We start from the raw sequence: 16,344 nt of genomic DNA on the forward strand, positions 1-16,344 counted from the left end.
TCCGATTGTCCAGAGGTAGGGCTTAAGTTTTGGACGCAGCGAAGATTTTTGTCCTGTAACTCTCACTGCTCAACTCCTTTATCCAGCGAGCCTTTTACTAAGGGCGGGGGGGACAGCGGCACTACACCATAAGGTGGAAATATACCTTTTTTATAATACTGATGACCGGCCTTTACCAATGCCTGGGCTCTTGGGCTAAGGCGCTCCCAGCCAGGGGATTGGGTGGTGGCGAGAAATTTTCTTTCATCCATTTTCCAATCCGCAATCGCCACCAGAACATCACACACCGCCGGATCATCCAGGCATTTGGCCTGACCGATAGCGATGTCCATCGCAGTTACCCACCGGTGGTTTTCCGGACTGCGGAGTAATCCAGAGTGATAGGAGTTGGTTTCCCATTCATCGGGGGCATCCTGCATGCGTTTGCGGGCCTCTTCTGGTGTTTGCTCGCGCTCATGATAAGAGCTGGAGTCCGTGTCAGAGCTTACTTTTCGAACCGCACGCGTGTGCTTTTCCGGGTCGTTGGACAATGAGTTGAATGTGTCGAGTGCCTGCTGCCGAGACATGTTAGGGGCGTCATATTCGGGTGGCATTCTCACCCAAGGAAACTTGGCAGCGTCTTTCCCTAGTGCGACGCCTTTCCCAACGTCGTCAGGTCTGTCTTTGCCTGATGTTGTAGGTGTCCCTTTTATTGCTTCGCCGCCAAACATTTGCGGTTCATGAGGGGGGGTCAATGCCTCGGCATTGATAAGGCGCTCTTGTCCTGAGGACACTGGTGCCTGAGAAGCGAGTCCAACGAAGAAGGAACCGCCTGGGTAACGGCTCTCGCCTTCCGCACGCAGTGGTTCTGGCTGGGGGGGCTTGCCCACCAACACAGGCTCTCCATCGCGATGGCGTTTAGTCCACATCCGCTGATAGAAACGTATTGTCTGCAGCACCATCATTGCCATTCGCCCATCCGGCAAGGCGTCAGGTACGCCATAAGTGCCGATGCCTTGCACGTCGTCCAGTGCGACCGTTGTGTCATCAGGGCAAAAATAAAGATACACCTTGCCGCGATTATCGCGTTCGGGGAAAACAACCAGATTGCCAACCTGATTCTTTCGGGTGCCTTGAGCAGGTGACCATTTAGGGCCGCTTCGGCCGCAATAGGTCTTGACGTTTCTCAGGTCTGACAAGGGTGGCTTTGCATGAGGCGTTTTTGTAACCCCGGTAACGATATTGATCAGTGTTGAGAGTGTGTCTTGATCTTTAGGGGTAGCCTTGGGTAGCACGCTATAAGGCGAGTCGACCATGATCACTGTGTCTGCGCAGCGTTGGCCCTCATCAATCAGCAAGGCTTGCGCCAACAGCGTTATGAGGGTGCCCTGGCTGTGGCCCATAATCGTGATGGTTTCATCGGGAGAAATGCGACGAATTTCACGTACCAGCATGGCCAGGCGGTGTGCCGCCATCACTAAGTAGTGCCGTGGTGGCGCTTTACCGAAATACAAGGAATTGTCCGGTTTCATGAACTCGACAGTGCCTGTTTTAAAGTCTGGCTTGAAACCCTCACCGTACATGTCTTGCAGGTTGTTTGTGGCATTGGCGAAAAAGCCACCGCCTTTGGCAAAGTGACGATCCAGACGGTTGCCGTTGATGTCCTGAAACTGATTACGCATTCTGGTCGGTTCGCCGGCGTCATCGCGCTTGATATCTTCCGGCGCTGCTCGGTATCCCCAGTAAAAAGGTATAAGGAGGCTGCGGGTTTTAGGATCATCTGTGTCGCGCCGGTAAAGGTAGGTGTCAGGATCATCAAGTATGGCTTTCTGATCACTGTCCCTTTGCTCGTAGGGGACTTTTCCGGCTTCTTTGTATTTTTCCCCATACCGCCCCGCCACCAGATCCGGCCGATCCAGCCGCTCATTCACCCCCTGACACAGCCCCGTCTCCACCGACTCATAAGAAGCCCCCGGGTCATTCACACCGTGCAGAAAGATCACCACGCCCGGCAGGTCGGCGGGCACTTCCATTTTGCAGGTGGTGTTGAGGTTGGGGATCAGCCGCGTATTGCCTTGGGCAACGGCGTATTCATCGGCGCCGTTCATTGGGCGCCTCCTTTGGGTGCGCCGCTGCGTAATGCAGAGACTTGTGCCTGATGCATCATTTCGCGTTCCACTCGCTCTGTCAGTCCGCCTGCGTCCGTCAGTCCTTTCACCGTGCTGCCATCTTCCAGTTTGATTTCATAAGAGTGATCCGCCGCTGCCCGCGGGCTTTGTTCGCTGTGGCCGGGGTAGTGGAAGGTGACCTGCTGGGCGGCGGGGTCGCGGCCGAACGAGGGGAGCGCAGCGCTGTCGGTCTTGGGGCCGATCCAGTCGTGTTCGCTGGCGTGTACGGTGACCTTGCCTTGCGAGCCGATTTCGACGCCGCCGCCAATCTTGATGTAACTGCCGTCATCGGCGACCAGGCGAATGGTCGGTGCGGTGATGAGCACTTCGCCGTCAACGGCCGAAACGTGCAGGCTTTTCTGGGCAGTGAGGGCGATGTCGTCTTCCTGGGCCTGCACCAGCACCTTGCCGCGGTTGGCGATGACGCTGATGCCTGCGTCCTGAGCGAAGGCCGACAGCCCTTTGCCCGCTTGCAGGTGCATGGCTGCGCCGCTGGTCAATTGCAGGTTGTTCTGCGCGGTGGTGTCGTGATGTTCGCCGGCATAGTGAACCTGCGAGCGCGGCGTGGCACTGGCGATACCAGCGGCGGCGGTCATTGCCATGACCGGGTCGCCCAGGCCGTTGCCGTCTGGCGCGGGCCACTGATCGAGCGACTGGCGCAAGGCATCTATGCCTTTAACATCCACCGCCTGGCCGCCGCGAGCAGCAGCGGTTTCGCCAAGGGATTTGAACAGTTCGCCGCACTCGGCCAGCAGCTTGAGCAGCTCTTCGCGATCCAGCTGTGAGCCTTTTGCGTCGGTGCGCGCATAGGTGGTCAGCAACATGCCCTGCGCGGCACGCAGCGCAATGGCGGCATCGGTACGCAGCTCTGCGCCGTTGCCACGCGGCTGGGCGGTGCCGTCGGTGCGCGGGTCGGTCAGTTTGCCCAGGTTGAGGGCCGTGGCCTGATGGGTCGTGCCCATGCGTGCGCGCAGCGAACCGGGCGTGTCATCGAACAGCAATTCATTGAAACCACTGCCTTGGTGTTCCTGGGTGCGGATCCCCGACAGCGTGCGGTTGCCCGGCAGCCCCGAGGCCTTGCTGAAGCGCGGCGGCAGGTTATGGTTGTTGTAGAGCACCGAAGTGACCAGAGGCCGGTCGATGTCGCCTGCCAGAAACGTCACCAGCACTTCCTGGCCGATGCGCGGCATGAACTGATGACCGAAGCCGCTGCCCGCGCTGGGCATTGCGACCCTTAGCCAGGTGGTGCCCTGCGGCAGACTGTCGCCGCGCTGCCAATGGAATCTGACCTGTATGCGCGCCAGCTCATCGGTAAACACTTCTTCGCCTTCCGGCCCGACCACAATCGCACTGAGCGGGCCGTGGACCAATGGTCGTGGTGCGGTAATCGGATGGCGATAGGGAATCTTGTGGCGAATGCACTCGAACTCGTTTTTATAGCCCGCGTCTTCATCCGACAGGTAGTTATTGCGGCCCTCGTGCTTGACCGATAACAGCAGAAAACGGCGGTCTTCGACAGCGCCGCGGTCATGGTCGAAATGCTGGGTCAGTTCAAAGGTATGGCCGGGGTACATGGCGCGGCAGTTGCTGTTGCCGGTGAAGGTCTTGCCCTGTACTTCGATGGCTTCCAGGCGCTGACGCACCAGGCGTTCACCGTCATTGAACGTGCCGTGGCTGTAGTGATCAAGCACGTCATACACTTCGTATGAATCGACGTTGCCCTGCTTATTGAGACTGGGCATGCCGACAGGCAACGGGTTACGGGGTTGCTTGTAATCGAATGTCTGAATGGACATGCGCCCCGATTGCAGACGTCGATGGCTGCGCCATTCAGTAATCGAGTCTGCTGTCTCGGTAACGGACGCCGTGTGGTAACGGATTTTCGGCTGTTGCGGCAGCGGCAATAGATCACGGGAGTGATCAAGAATGATCAGGGTGTGTTTTTCTTCGTTGTGATCGAAATAGAAGAAAAGCCCTTCGTGTTCCAGCAGCCTCAGAACAAACGCCAGATCGCTTTCACGGTATTGCGTGATGTAACTGTGCGTCTTGAGCGGCTGGCTGAGTTGGAACTCGAAGTCGGGCAATGCGCCGTAGGCTGCAAATACGGTACGGATAACCGCTTCGATTGTCTGTTCCTGGAAAATCCGCGAGTCGATACGCCGCGAAAGCATCCACAGCCAAGGGCTGAGTGTGGCGCTGTAGCGGGCCAGACCACCGTCGCTGCCTTGCAGGCTGAACATGCTGATGTAGCCATTAATGTAGCGCGCTTCGCCCGTGGTCAGCTCTATTGCCAGTCGCGCGGGTTGGCCGATCTGCGACTTCAGTTCCAGACTGGCGTCGCGACTGATCATTGACAACTCAAAACTGAACAGTTCGGACAGACCTTCAGTGCCGGTAAACTTTTCCAGCAAGAGTTCCTGTTCGTTACGGGCAACAGTTGTGAGCGTAATCAAGCGACGGTTTTGCGGCGAAAACAGGGCTGTTAGATCCATTAACATTTTTGCTCTTCTTATATATACAGCCAGCACCTCTTTCCGGTTGAGCGTGCTTATATAGAGAGGTGCGGAAGTCTATACGCTTCTGTCCGGGCTCACACCATGAAATTACAAGCGTGCGTTACCAAACAAAGGTACTACTTATGCAATGTTGAACGACTGTGCGCTGGAGAGCAGGAGTGTCGGCCATGTCATAAGATGCTGTAGTTCTCTTCTTACGGAGCAATCTCTTGAAAAATATACAGGCTACAAAAAGTACGCAGCCTGAATCAACAAGGGAAACCAGTGGCAGGCAGTAGCCTTGAGAACGCGGAAAGTAGTAAGTGGCGGGACGAGCAGATGGCGGATGTCAATGACTGAGAGCTGTTGCAGCCAGCTCTCGATACATTACGCTCAGCGCTTCTCTATCCGATACCCCATTCTCGGGAAGTGTACGTGCACGACACCCGCACGATCGTCCTCGCGGCGCAGGATCAGTTCTTCACGCCCGGTAAATACCAGCTCGCCTTCAACCGCTTCGACGCCATAGTCGACCGCAGACACCGCAACCTTGTCACCCGCCTTGAAGCCGTTTGGATCGACAAAAGTTTCCTCGGGCAGCGGCGCAGGCGTGGCGTTTCTGGCAATTTCGATGGCATCGGCCGCGCTAAGGTCGGTAAAGGTGCCATGACCAAAACCCAGCACGCGTCCCAGCCAGGCGCTGACACTTGGATAATCATCGACAAACTGCGCAGTCACCGGTGTCTGTTTCAGGAACCACAGCGTGTGGGCGACCGAAAAGTCGGCGATGGAAGGTTGGCCAAACAGGAAATCGCCACCGCGCGACAGCTGCAATTCCAGCCGTGACATGAGCGTCGGCCATTGGTGTTTGACCTGCTCGACTGGCGGGCGCGACGCAGTGCCACCGTTGAACAGCGTGGAACGGTCGGCGACGAAGGCCTTGGCGGCGTCCGGCGGCACTTTGGCGAAACGCACAGCCATCGATTCAGGCTGAAACACCAGGCTCACGGCATGCAGGAACAGCACCGAGTCGGCCCACGCAGCCAGACCGGCAACCGCAAACTCCTGACCTGACAGAAAGAACGCGGGCGAGGCTTTTTCCTGCTCCAGACGCCGTGCCATCAAAGCTGTATCGCAGTAGATATCCGCACCGGCCTGCAACACCGGCGTTCGGCGATAGCCGCCGGTCAATGCAGTCAGGTCAGGCTTGGGCATGATCGAAGGGATGGTCACCGAGCGCCATGTAAGGCCTTTGAAACCCAGCATCAGACGGGCTTTTTCGGCAAACAGCGACGTGGGGTAGTGGTGAAGGATCAACTCGGACATGTTCAGCCTCTGTGCACATGGGAAAAACACAGCTTAACCCGCAGCACCCTGCCCGCACACAGCCTCAAACTGATGGGACGGCATCACGCTCCTGTATTGATGACTTTGCGTAGCTGGCAGCCAACGCCTCTTTGGCGCTTTTTTTGAGCTTCTTGATCAGCCGCTCGTGGCGCAGCGCCTCGCCTTTGCTGGTCCATTGTTCAACGTAGACCAGTGCCATCGCCGGGCTGGAGCAGAAAAAGCGTGCGCCCTTGCCTCTCTGGTGCGCAGCGAACCGCCGCTGCGGATCATCACTGATGCCGCAGTACAGCGAGCCGTTGGCAGCGCGCACCAGATAGACAAACCAGGGTTTGCCAACCGCCTGTTCGTCCATCGACACACTCGCGGTGCTGGCGACCTCAGGCACGGCGGCTCTCTGAAAATGTTTTCAGGCCCTTGAGCGCCTGAGCCCTGACGGCATTGCGCACCAAAGGCGTCCAGCCAAGCAGCAGGCCCTTGAAACCCAGAGCCTGACGCGACCAGCGCCACATATCGAAATGATCACGATGCTCGCAGATCTTGCCATCACGAAACACGAATCGAGCCTGAATATCGTTGACCACCGTGCGCCCGGTCTGACTGAACAGATACGTCGCCACCCAATGTGCACTGCCAGCCTGGTCATCGGCTCGCACCTGATCGAAGACCACCGAGAAATTCTTCGCTCGGGAAGTCAGCATGCGCCACATGTCACCCACCTGAGCGCCGCGCAACTCACCAAAGGCAGGGTCGCTGAACAGCACGTCATCGGTATAACAGGCGCTCATCGCCTCGGCATCCAGCTGCGCGAATGCCTCATAAAAGCGGGTAATCAGTGCGCTGTTGGCCTGACTTTGTTCTTCGTAGTTCATGCGTGCACATCCCTTGGCGAATTATCCGTGCACGATAAGCGGCGCCGCGGAAAATGGCGAGAGGTTGATGGCCTTACACCTTCTCGCTGCTCACCTGCACATGCAACGCCCGACCCGCACACAGGCCGGCGATCATCGCGCCGATGCCGAGTACCGCGAAGATCCAGCCAATCGCGTTCCAGCTGCCAGTCATGTCGTGGACCACGCCGACCGCAAACGGACCGGCCGAGGCGATGGTGTAGCCGAAACCCTGCGCCATGCTCGACAGGTTGGCTGCCACGTGAGAGTCCCGCGAGCGCAGGACGATCAAGGCCAGCGCCAGGCTGAAGGTGCCGCCCTGCCCGATCCCCAGCAGAATCGCCCAACCCCACAGCCCGCCAAGCGGCGCATACAGGCAGCCGAACAACCCGGTCAGGGTCAGCGACATGACCAGCATTATCGCCAGCCGCTGATCCTTGCCGCGTGTGGCCAGGTACGGTATGGCCAACGCGCTGACGACTTGCGCAATGATCGAGCCGGACAGCAGCAGTCCGGCCTCGGTCGGCGTCATGCCACGGCCAATGAGGATGGATGGCAACCAGCCGAAGACGATGTACGACAGCGACGATTGCAGGCCCATGTACAACGTGACCTGCCAGGCCAGCGGATCACGCAGCAGGCCTCGCACTCGATAGACGTCGCGATGTGCGCCATGCAATTCACGTGTCTGCGGATACCAGAGCAGCGCGGCGATCAGTGCCGGAATCAACCAGAAACCCAGGCCAATCTGCCAGCTTCCATCGAAGTACTGACTCAGCGGCACCGCCGAACCGGCGGCAATGGCGGCCCCCAGACACAGCGCCATGGTGTAGACACCCGTCATTGCACCGGCCTTGTGCGGAAAATCACGCTTGACGATGCCTGGCAGCAATACACCGACAACGCCAATGCTCGCACCCGCCAGCAAACTGCCGGAGAACAGCCCGATTTCGCCAAACAGGCTACGCAGCGCCAGTCCTGTGGCCAGGGTCATGAGCGCCATCAGCACTACGCGCTCGCTGCCGAAGCGGCGGGCCAGCATCGGCGCCAGCGGCGCGAACAGGCCCAGACACAGCACCGGCAAGGTGGTCAGCAGACCGGCTTCGGCAGCCGACATGCCCAAGCTGTCGGACACGTCATTGAGCAGCGGCGCAATGCTGGACAACGCGGGACGCAGATTGAGCGCGACCAGCACCAGACCCAGCAGCAAAAGCCAGGGGCGTTTCAGAACAGGATGGGCTTGAGCAGAATTCGCTTGGGGGCTGGTTTGAGCCTTGGCAGTCATCGGTTTCTCGGTAATCAGGTATGTCGACCCGTTTCAGGGGGGCGGTATCCTGTTGGAGAATCATCTTGAATACAAGGTTCAGCTGAAATTGCATACCGGAAGAACGGCGAGATAAGGCGTAAAAAAACCGGGCGCCTGGCCCGGTTTTCTTGTGCAGCAACTACTGACTCAGTGAATGATCTGGCTGAGGAACAGCTTGGTACGGTCACTCTGCGGATTGTCGAAGAAGTCGTTCGGCGCAGCCTGTTCGACGATTTCGCCTTTATCCATGAAGATCACGCGGTTGGCCACGGTGCGGGCAAAGCCCATTTCGTGGGTCACGCAAAGCATGGTCATGCCCTCTTCTGCCAGACCGACCATGGTGTCCAGAACCTCTTTCACCATTTCCGGGTCGAGTGCCGAGGTCGGCTCGTCGAACAGCATGATTTTCGGCTTCATGCACAAGGCACGGGCAATCGCTACACGCTGCTGCTGACCGCCGGAAAGCTGGCCCGGAAACTTGTGGGCCTGCTCCGGAATACGCACACGCTCCAGATAGTGCATGGCGATTTCTTCAGCCTTCTTCTTCGGCATCTTGCGCACCCACATCGGTGCCAGCGTGCAGTTCTGCAGGATGGTCAGGTGCGGGAACAGATTGAAGTGCTGAAACACCATGCCGACTTCACGGCGGATGGTTTCGATCTGCTTCAGGTCGGAAGTCAGCTCGGTGCCATCGACAACGATGCGGCCTTGCTGATGCTCTTCCAGACGGTTGAGGCAGCGAATGGTGGTGGACTTGCCCGAGCCCGACGGGCCGCACAGCACGATACGCTCGCCCTGACGCACGTTCAGGTTGATGTCCTTGAGCACATGGAACTGGCCGTACCACTTATGGACGCCCTCCATGCGGATCATGCCTTCAGCGCCCAGGGGCTTATTGATAACTTCACTCATCACAAAACTCCTAACGCTTGTGGCCTGTGTCCAGCTTATGTTCCAAATGCATGGAATAGCGGGACATACCGAAACAGAAGATCCAGAACACCAGGGCCGCGAAGACGTAGCCTTCGGTGGCCATACCCAGCCATGCCGGGTCGGCGGTGGCTTGTTTGACGCTGTTGAGCAGGTCGAACAGGCCGATAATGATCACCAGGCTGGTGTCTTTGAACAAGGCAATGAACGTGTTGACGATGCCGGGAATGACCATCTTCAACGCCTGCGGCAGAATCACCAGACCCATGCTGCGCCAGTAGCCGAGGCCCATCGCCGAGGCCGCTTCGTACTGACCTTTAGGGATGGCCTGCATGCCACCGCGCACCACTTCGGCAATGTACGCCGACTGGAACAGGATGACGCCGATCAGCGCCCGCAGCAGTTTGTCGAAGTTCATGCCTTCAGGCATGAACAGCGGCAGCATCACTGAAGACATGAACAGCACAGTGATCAATGGCACGCCGCGCCAGAACTCGATGAACGTCACACACACCACACGCACAGCGGGCATGTTGGAACGACGACCGAGCGCCAGCAGGATACCCAATGGCAAGGCCCCGACGATACCCACGGTGGCAATCACCAGGGTCAGCATCAGACCGCCCCACTGGCTGGTTGGTACGTTGGTCAGACCGAACGCGCCGCCATGCAGCAAATAGAACGCGACAACCGGGTAGATCACCAGGAAGCAGATGCCGTAAACAGCCTTGCGCGGAAACTTCGAGATGAACAGCGGCGCAGCACCGACAATCGCCAGGATTGCGGTCAGATCGACCCTCCAGCGCAGCTCATTGGGAAAGTAGCCGTACATGAACTGACCGAAACGCTGCTCGATGAACACCCAGCAGGCGCCCGCCTTGGTGCAGTCTTCCTTGGTCGTGCCGATCCAGTTGGCGTCCAGCAGGGCCCAACTGAGAATCGGTGGCACGACCAGATAGATCAGATACAGCGAGAACAGCGTCAGCAGGGTGTTGATCCAGCTGGAAAACAGGTTCTGCCGCATCCACGCCACTGGGCCGAACACTTTGCCCGGTGGTGGCATATCAGGTTTGAAAGTATGAGTTGTCATGCGCTTTTCCTCACCGCTCGATCAGCGCAATGCGCTTGTTGTACCAGTTCATCAGCATGGAGATGCTGATACTGATCGCCAGGTACACACTCATGGTGATGGCAATGACTTCAATCGCCTGCCCGGTCTGGTTGAGTACCGTACCGGCAAACAGTGAAACCATTTCCGGGTAACCGATGGCGGCTGCCAGCGACGAGTTCTTCGCCAGGTTCAGGAACTGACTGGTCAACGGCGGGATGATCACTCGCAAAGCCTGCGGAATGATGACCTTGCGCAGCGTCGGCCCTGGACGAAGACCCAGAGAGCGGGCCGCCTCGGTCTGACCGTGGCTGACGGACTTGATGCCCGAACGCACGATTTCAGCAATGAATGCTGCGGTGTAGATGGTCAGTGCCAGGGTCAGGGAAATCAGCTCGGGGATCAGTACCCAGCCACCTGAAAAGTTGAAACCTTTGAGCTGCGGCAGCTCCCAATGCACCGGGCTGCCGAAAATCAGCATGCTCAGGCCTGGAATCACCAACAACAATGCCAGGCCGACCCAGAACTTGTGGAACGGCTGGCCGGTGGCCTCGAAACGCTTGTTGGCCCAGCGCACCATCATCACGATCGCGATCACCGCGACAACGATGCTGATCAGGAACGCCCAGGCACCGTCGGCAGGCAAGGCTCTGGGCATATTGAGCCCGCGGCTGCTGACGAAGAACATGTCCAGATAGCCATGCGCCTGACGCGGACCGGGCAGCGTCAGGAATACAGCGGTGTACCAGAACAGAATTTGCAGCAGTGGCGGAATGTTGCGGAAGACCTCGACATAAACGGTCGCCAGCTTGCTGATCATCCAGTTCGGAGACAGGCGAGCGACGCCAATGACAAAGCCCAGCAAGGTCGCCAGAACAATACCGATAACCGACACCAGCAAGGTATTCAGCAAGCCGATGACGAACACACGGGCATAAGTGTCCGATTCGCTGTAGTCGATCAGGTGCTGAGCAATACCGAAACCGGCACTGTTCTCAAGAAAACCGAAACCCGAGGTGATACCACGGTGTTGCAGATTGGTCTGGGTGTTGTCGAAGATGAACCAGCCCAACGAGATCACCGCCACGACGGTGATGATCTGAAATAACCACGCGCGCACTTTCGGATCGCTCAGCGTGAGCTTTTGCTTGGGTGCGACGATTTGCTTTTCCATGAAAGGCCCCAGGAAAAATCCAACAGAACAACGCCCGACAGGCTGAAAAGCCTGCCGGGCGCCGGGTCAATCAACGAATAGGTGGAGCGTACTGAATGCCACCGGCATTCCACAGAGCGTTTTGGCCACGCTTGATTTTCAGCGGGGTGTTTTCGCCCAGGTTGCGTTCGAACACTTCGCCGTAGTTACCGACTTGCTTGACGATCTGTACGACCCAGTCCTTCGGCAGTTTCAGGTCCTTGCCGTAAGTACCGTCGGCACCCAGCATACGGGCTACGTCAGGGTTCTTGGTCGACTTGGCTTCAGCTTCGACGTTCTTGGAAGTGATCTTGGCTTCCTCGGCGTTGAGCATGGCGAACAGGGTCCAGCGAACAATCGAGAACCACTCTTCGTCGCCTTTACGCACGACAGGGCCCAGCGGCTCCTTGGAAATCACTTCCGGCAGAACGACGTAATCGTCCGGCTTGGCCAGCTTGCTGCGCTGTGCGTAGAGCTGCGACTGGTCGGAAGTCAGCACGTCGCAACGGCCGCCTTCCAGCGACTTGGCGCTTTCGTCGGAGGTGTCAAAGGTGATCGGCGTGTATTTCAGGTTGTTCGAGCGGAAGTAGTCGGAGACGTTCAGCTCGGTGGTGGTACCGGCCTGGATGCAGATGGTCGCACCGTCCAGTTCCTTGGCGCTTTTGACGCCCAGTTTGTTGTTCACCAGGAAGCCGATACCGTCGTAGTAGGTCACGCCGGTGAACACCAGACCCATGCCCGCATCACGGGAGCTGGTCCAGGTGGTGTTACGCGAAAGAATGTCGATTTCGCCGGATTGCAGAGCCGTGAAGCGCTCCTTGGCGTTCAACTGGCTGAACTTGACCTTGGTAGCGTCACCGAATACGGCGGCCGCTACGGCACGGCAGACATCAGCGTCAATACCAGTGATCTTGCCGGTAGAGTCCGGAACGGAAAAACCTGGCAGGCCATCGCTGACGCCGCACTGTACAAAGCCTTTCTTCTGGATTGCGTCAAGGGTGGCGCCTGCGTTTGCAGCCCCGGCCACACCGAAGGCGGCGAGCGCCGTGACAACAGCAAGGGTGGATTTCAACATCTTCATTCAAAAACTCCATTTTGCTCTTTGTTGTGTGGAAGCCTCAGTCCCATCGCACCTTTGTGAGGCGTTTGTGACCCGTGCTGGCTTATTTTTGGGTCATGCGGTACCGAATATGAATATCGAGTCACCGGCAGGAGCGCCCTGCCATTGCTCTTCGTCATTCAGAATCGGTCCCCTGGACTGAAACCTCATGATTTCCCGAACCAGAGAGGGACGGGTCGAACCGTGCCGCGAATCCTGACGCAGGAACTCCCGGGCCGCTTTTCGATCGCTACAAGTAATAGCCTTATAGTGTTACCGAACGATGAGCGCGCCTGGACTCCAGTGCTGCTGTAGCAAAGCCCGTACCAGCATGCTGGCTATGTTGAATTAGCGACAGGTCAAGCCAAAAACTTGTAGTCTTGCGACATCTTCGTTCACTTTTAATCTAGCGGCGCACCTTAATAATGCGCTTGAAAAGTGCCAGCGCACACAAATGGAGCAGTCATGAGCGAACCTTTGATCATCGAACCTTCCGCCACCGTCGACGCCTGCGTTATATGGCTGCATGGGCTGGGTGCCGATCGTTATGATTTCCTGCCGGTTGCCGAACAGTTGCAAGAGTCGTTGCGAAGCACCCGCTTCGTCCTGCCCCAGGCCCCGACGCGTGCAGTAACTGTGAACGGCGGCTATGAAATGCCAAGCTGGTATGACATCAAATCCATGAGCAGCGAAGCCCGCGCCATTGATCACGATGAGATGGAAGCCTCGGCGCAGCAGGTGCTGGACCTGATCGAGCAGCAGCGCGACAGCGGTATCGACCCGGCGCGAATATTTCTCGCAGGCTTTTCCCAGGGTGGCGCGGTAGTGCTGCACACGGGCTACAAACGCTGGCAAGGTCCGCTGGGAGGTGTGCTCGCGCTCTCCACTTATGCCCCCACATTCAGCAACCAGATGACACTGTCGGCGAGCCAGCAGCGCACCCCGGCCCTCTGCCTGCACGGGCAACATGATGAAGTGGTGCACAACGCAATGGGACGCGCTGCCTACGAGCATCTCAAGGCCCAAGGTGTAACCGCACATTGGCAGGAATACCCAATGGGCCATCAAGTGTTACCGCAGGAAATCCATGACATCGGCGTCTGGCTGGCTGAAAAGCTTCGTTGACATCGCCGCACACCCCTGAAACAGACCTCTTCTGTAGCTCGCCATGGATGGCACTACGCCGAGCACGGTTCTTGCTTTACACTGCCCGGCGTACATTCCTTAACCAATCGACGAGATGACCGTGCTCAAAGCACTTAAAAAGATGTTCGGTAAGAGCGAGGCTGAGCAACGCGCGCCTATACCGACAGCCTCCATCCCTGCTTCCCCTTCGCCCGTCACAGGCGACCAACCGGATCATGCTGCCCAGACTCAGGCTCTGGACACCGTCAGCGAGCCCTCCAAAGCCAGAGCGCCGCGTACCGACAAACCACGGGCCGAACGCCCGCGCCGCGAACGTGTGGCCAAACCGCCCGCGCCGCAATGGAAGCTCGAGGATTTCGCCGTCGAGCCGCAGGAAGGCAAGACCCGCTTCCACGACTTCAACCTTGCACCCGAACTGATGCATGCGATTCAGGATCTGGGTTTCCCGTACTGCACGCCCATCCAGGCGGGTGTGCTGGGTTTCACCCTCAAGGGCAAGGATGCAATCGGCCGCGCACAGACGGGCACCGGCAAGACTGCTGCCTTTCTGATCTCGATCATCGAGCAGTTGACCCAAACGCCACCACCGGCAGAACGCTACATGGGTGAGCCGCGCGCACTGATCATCGCGCCAACCCGTGAGCTGGTGGTGCAGATCGCCAAGGATGCCGCCGACCTGACCAAGTACACCGACCTGAACGTCATGACGTTCGTCGGCGGCATGGACTTCGACAAGCAGCTCAAGCAGCTTGAAGCCCGCCATTGCGACATCCTGGTCGCCACGCCAGGCCGCTTGCTGGACTTCAACCAGCGCGGCGAAGTGCATCTGGACATGGTCGAAGTGATGGTGCTCGACGAAGCCGACCGCATGCTGGACATGGGTTTCATCCCGCAGGTCCGGCAGATCATTCGCCAGACACCGCACAAGGGCGAACGCCAGACCCTGCTGTTCTCCGCGACCTTCACCGAAGACGTGATGAACCTCGCCAAACAGTGGACCACTGATCCCTCCATCGTCGAGATCGAGTCGCTGAACGTGGCCAGCGATAACGTCGAACAGCATATCTATGCCGTCGCCGGTGCCGACAAATACAAGCTGCTGTACAACCTGGTGACCGACAACGGCTGGGAACGGGTCATGGTCTTTGCCAACCGCAAGGACGAAGTTCGCCGTATCGAAGAACGTCTGGTACGCGACGGCGTCAACGCTGCGCAGTTGTCGGGCGACGTACCTCAGCACAAACGCATCAAGACTCTGGAAGGCTTCCGCGAAGGCAAGATTCGTGTACTGGTTGCCACCGATGTGGCGGGTCGCGGCATTCACATTGATGGCATCAGCCACGTGATCAACTTCACCCTGCCAGAAGTACCGGACGACTACGTGCACCGTATCGGGCGTACCGGTCGTGCAGGCGCCGACGGCGTGTCCATCAGCTTTGCCGGCGAGGACGATTCGTATCAGTTGCCCGCCATCGAAGAGAAGCTGGGCCGCAAGATCAGTTGCGAGACACCGCCGACTCATTTGCTGAGACCCGTGGTGCGACACACCACCTGACAGATTCAGCGCAATAAAAAAGCGCAGCCTTTACGGGCTGCGCTTTTTTTGTGCCTGACAGACATCAACTGCGTGAACGTCAGTCGGTGCCGTACTTCGGCGAGCGCGGGCCATAGAGTATGCCCGCAGGCCTGCCCGCAGAGAGCAGGCGGTTGCTGGCTATCCCGGCAATAGGATGACCGGCATCGGTCGAGCTGTTGATGATCTGCTTGACCGCCGCGGTAATCAGCATGCCCACCAGACCGCCGCCGCTGTTATTGCCGCCCTCTTCACTGGACGCCGACGCTGTACCGGTCCACAACGCGGTGCCGGTACGCAGATCAACCAGCTTTGCCGTGACCGTCACGACGGTCTGGCTGCTGATGACCACGTAACTAGTGCCGTATTGCTTGACCGTGATGTACATCGCGGCATCGGCACCGAAGATCTCGCGCAGCTTGGCGGGCGATGTCGCCTGAATATCATTGGCGTTGGTCAGGCCGTTGTTGCGAAAGGTCTCGTCAACCAGCGCGACCGGCAACACGTAGTAGCCAGACTCGGCCAATGGATAGGTGACCTGCGAGAAAGTGCTGTACGTCGCCTTGACGTCAGGCGACTCGTTGACCGGCGGCAGCACCAGAATCGAACGCGGCTTGCTTTCCTTGAAGGCCGAGTAGTCCACTGTCGGCGGTGTGACGCAACCTGATAGCAGGGCAACGGCGAACAGGCTGAACGCAATTTTCAGATGACCGAGGTTCATTTGGCGACTCCTGCGTGAGCGTTCTTGAGCAGGAAGTCCATGTACGTGGCCGACTCGGGAAACAGCGTCTTTTCCGTGCGCAACTCCTGAACCATCTGGTCATCCTTGCCAATGCTGCCGTACAGCATGCCCAACTGAGCGTGATAGCCCGGCGGCGGCGTTGCGTTGGCAGCACGAATTTTCTGCAGGTCTTCTTCGAGTTTGGCGACCTGAGCTTCCTTGGGCTCGCCCTCGTTTTTGAAATACTCGTACACCTCAGGCTGATAACTGCCCCACTGGTACAAGGTTTTCGGCTGCTGGGCACAGCCCGTGACACAGGCACCGGCTACCAGAAACATTGCGACACTGCGCAACGAAACACTACTACTGTTCATGATCACCACAAATTCCCTT

The 16,344-nt window shown here is 58.1% G+C and carries 14 protein-coding genes; 2 read left to right on the forward strand and 12 right to left on the reverse strand.

All coding sequences use genetic code 11. The features are described from left to right. Positions 1-62: 62 nt before the first annotated feature. From N018_RS19810 to N018_RS19855, 10 genes are all read right to left on the reverse strand, one after another. Positions 63-2,087 (reverse strand): T6SS effector phospholipase Tle3 domain-containing protein, encoded by a 2,025-nt coding sequence (locus tag N018_RS19810; protein ID WP_025390550.1) that lies wholly within the window; start codon positions 2,085-2,087, stop codon positions 63-65. Then, positions 2,084-4,645, reverse strand: a complete 2,562-nt coding sequence (locus N018_RS19815; RefSeq protein WP_025390551.1) for a type VI secretion system Vgr family protein — start codon at positions 4,643-4,645, stop codon at positions 2,084-2,086. The genes N018_RS19810 and N018_RS19815 overlap by 4 nt, the downstream gene beginning before the upstream one ends. Positions 4,646-5,035: 390 nt before the next feature. Continuing rightward, the gene (locus N018_RS19820) at positions 5,036-5,968 is read right to left on the reverse strand and encodes a glutathione S-transferase family protein (protein ID WP_025390552.1); all 933 of its coding nucleotides are present in this window, start codon (positions 5,966-5,968) and stop codon (positions 5,036-5,038) included. Positions 5,969-6,032: 64 nt separating this feature from the next. Continuing rightward, positions 6,033-6,374 (reverse strand): GIY-YIG nuclease family protein, encoded by a 342-nt coding sequence (locus tag N018_RS19825; protein WP_024645631.1) that lies wholly within the window; start codon positions 6,372-6,374, stop codon positions 6,033-6,035. Next, the gene (locus tag N018_RS19830) at positions 6,367-6,858 is read right to left on the reverse strand and encodes a nuclear transport factor 2 family protein (protein ID WP_025390553.1); all 492 of its coding nucleotides are present in this window, start codon (positions 6,856-6,858) and stop codon (positions 6,367-6,369) included. Before N018_RS19830 ends, N018_RS19825 begins: the two co-directional genes overlap by 8 nt. 73 nt (positions 6,859-6,931) lie before the next feature. Further along, entirely contained in the window at positions 6,932-8,161 is a 1,230-nt protein-coding gene (locus tag N018_RS19835) for an MFS transporter (protein WP_025390554.1), read from the reverse strand. 168 nt (positions 8,162-8,329) lie between these two features. After that, complete coding sequence (locus tag N018_RS19840) at positions 8,330-9,094, reverse strand: amino acid ABC transporter ATP-binding protein (RefSeq protein WP_024645634.1); 765 nt, start codon at positions 9,092-9,094, stop codon at positions 8,330-8,332. 10 nt (positions 9,095-9,104) lie between these two features. Next, positions 9,105-10,202, reverse strand: a complete 1,098-nt coding sequence (locus tag N018_RS19845; protein WP_024645635.1) for an amino acid ABC transporter permease — start codon at positions 10,200-10,202, stop codon at positions 9,105-9,107. A gap of 10 nt (positions 10,203-10,212) precedes the next feature. Then, complete coding sequence (locus N018_RS19850; RefSeq protein ID WP_024645636.1) at positions 10,213-11,394, reverse strand: amino acid ABC transporter permease; 1,182 nt, start codon at positions 11,392-11,394, stop codon at positions 10,213-10,215. Between the two features lie 70 nt (positions 11,395-11,464). After that, a complete protein-coding gene (locus tag N018_RS19855) occupies positions 11,465-12,493 on the reverse strand; it encodes an amino acid ABC transporter substrate-binding protein (protein ID WP_024645637.1) in 1,029 nt (342 codons plus the stop codon). Between the two features lie 483 nt (positions 12,494-12,976). Between N018_RS19855 and N018_RS19860 the strand changes: the two genes are divergently transcribed. Both N018_RS19860 and rhlB read left to right on the forward strand, forming a co-directional pair. Continuing rightward, a complete protein-coding gene (locus tag N018_RS19860) occupies positions 12,977-13,636 on the forward strand; it encodes an alpha/beta hydrolase (protein ID WP_024645638.1) in 660 nt (219 codons plus the stop codon). Between the two features lie 115 nt (positions 13,637-13,751). Beyond that, complete coding sequence (gene rhlB, locus N018_RS19865) at positions 13,752-15,212, forward strand: ATP-dependent RNA helicase RhlB (protein ID WP_050585967.1); 1,461 nt, start codon at positions 13,752-13,754, stop codon at positions 15,210-15,212. A gap of 79 nt (positions 15,213-15,291) precedes the next feature. Here the strand turns inward: rhlB and N018_RS19870 are convergent, their stop codons facing one another. Continuing rightward, the gene (locus N018_RS19870) at positions 15,292-15,951 is read right to left on the reverse strand and encodes a DUF799 domain-containing protein (protein ID WP_024645640.1); all 660 of its coding nucleotides are present in this window, start codon (positions 15,949-15,951) and stop codon (positions 15,292-15,294) included. Continuing rightward, on the reverse strand, positions 15,948-16,325 hold the full coding sequence (locus N018_RS19875) for a DUF4810 domain-containing protein (RefSeq protein ID WP_032632837.1): 378 nt from the start codon (positions 16,323-16,325) through the stop codon (positions 15,948-15,950). The genes N018_RS19870 and N018_RS19875 overlap by 4 nt, the downstream gene beginning before the upstream one ends. Between the last annotated feature and the right edge of the window lie 19 nt (positions 16,326-16,344).

This window comes from Pseudomonas syringae CC1557 (assembly GCF_000452705.1).
Lineage (GTDB): Bacteria > Pseudomonadota > Gammaproteobacteria > Pseudomonadales > Pseudomonadaceae > Aquipseudomonas > Aquipseudomonas syringae_F.

Coding starts and splice junctions, on each gene's coding strand:
- N018_RS19845 (WP_024645635.1), bottom strand. CDS start 10,202: ATGACAACTCATACTTTCAAACCTGATATGCCACCACCGGGCAAAGTG.
- N018_RS19830 (WP_025390553.1), bottom strand. CDS start 6,858: ATGAACTACGAAGAACAAAGTCAGGCCAACAGCGCACTGATTACCCGC.
- N018_RS19810 (WP_025390550.1), bottom strand. CDS start 2,087: ATGAACGGCGCCGATGAATACGCCGTTGCCCAAGGCAATACGCGGCTG.
- N018_RS19840 (WP_024645634.1), bottom strand. CDS start 9,094: ATGAGTGAAGTTATCAATAAGCCCCTGGGCGCTGAAGGCATGATCCGC.
- N018_RS19870 (WP_024645640.1), bottom strand. CDS start 15,951: ATGAACCTCGGTCATCTGAAAATTGCGTTCAGCCTGTTCGCCGTTGCC.
- N018_RS19820 (WP_025390552.1), bottom strand. CDS start 5,968: ATGTCCGAGTTGATCCTTCACCACTACCCCACGTCGCTGTTTGCCGAA.
- N018_RS19850 (WP_024645636.1), bottom strand. CDS start 11,394: ATGGAAAAGCAAATCGTCGCACCCAAGCAAAAGCTCACGCTGAGCGAT.
- rhlB (WP_050585967.1), top strand. CDS start 13,752: ATGACCGTGCTCAAAGCACTTAAAAAGATGTTCGGTAAGAGCGAGGCT.
- N018_RS19875 (WP_032632837.1), bottom strand. CDS start 16,325: ATGAACAGTAGTAGTGTTTCGTTGCGCAGTGTCGCAATGTTTCTGGTA.
- N018_RS19835 (WP_025390554.1), bottom strand. CDS start 8,161: ATGACTGCCAAGGCTCAAACCAGCCCCCAAGCGAATTCTGCTCAAGCC.
- N018_RS19860 (WP_024645638.1), top strand. CDS start 12,977: ATGAGCGAACCTTTGATCATCGAACCTTCCGCCACCGTCGACGCCTGC.
- N018_RS19855 (WP_024645637.1), bottom strand. CDS start 12,493: ATGAAGATGTTGAAATCCACCCTTGCTGTTGTCACGGCGCTCGCCGCC.
- N018_RS19815 (WP_025390551.1), bottom strand. CDS start 4,645: ATGTTAATGGATCTAACAGCCCTGTTTTCGCCGCAAAACCGTCGCTTG.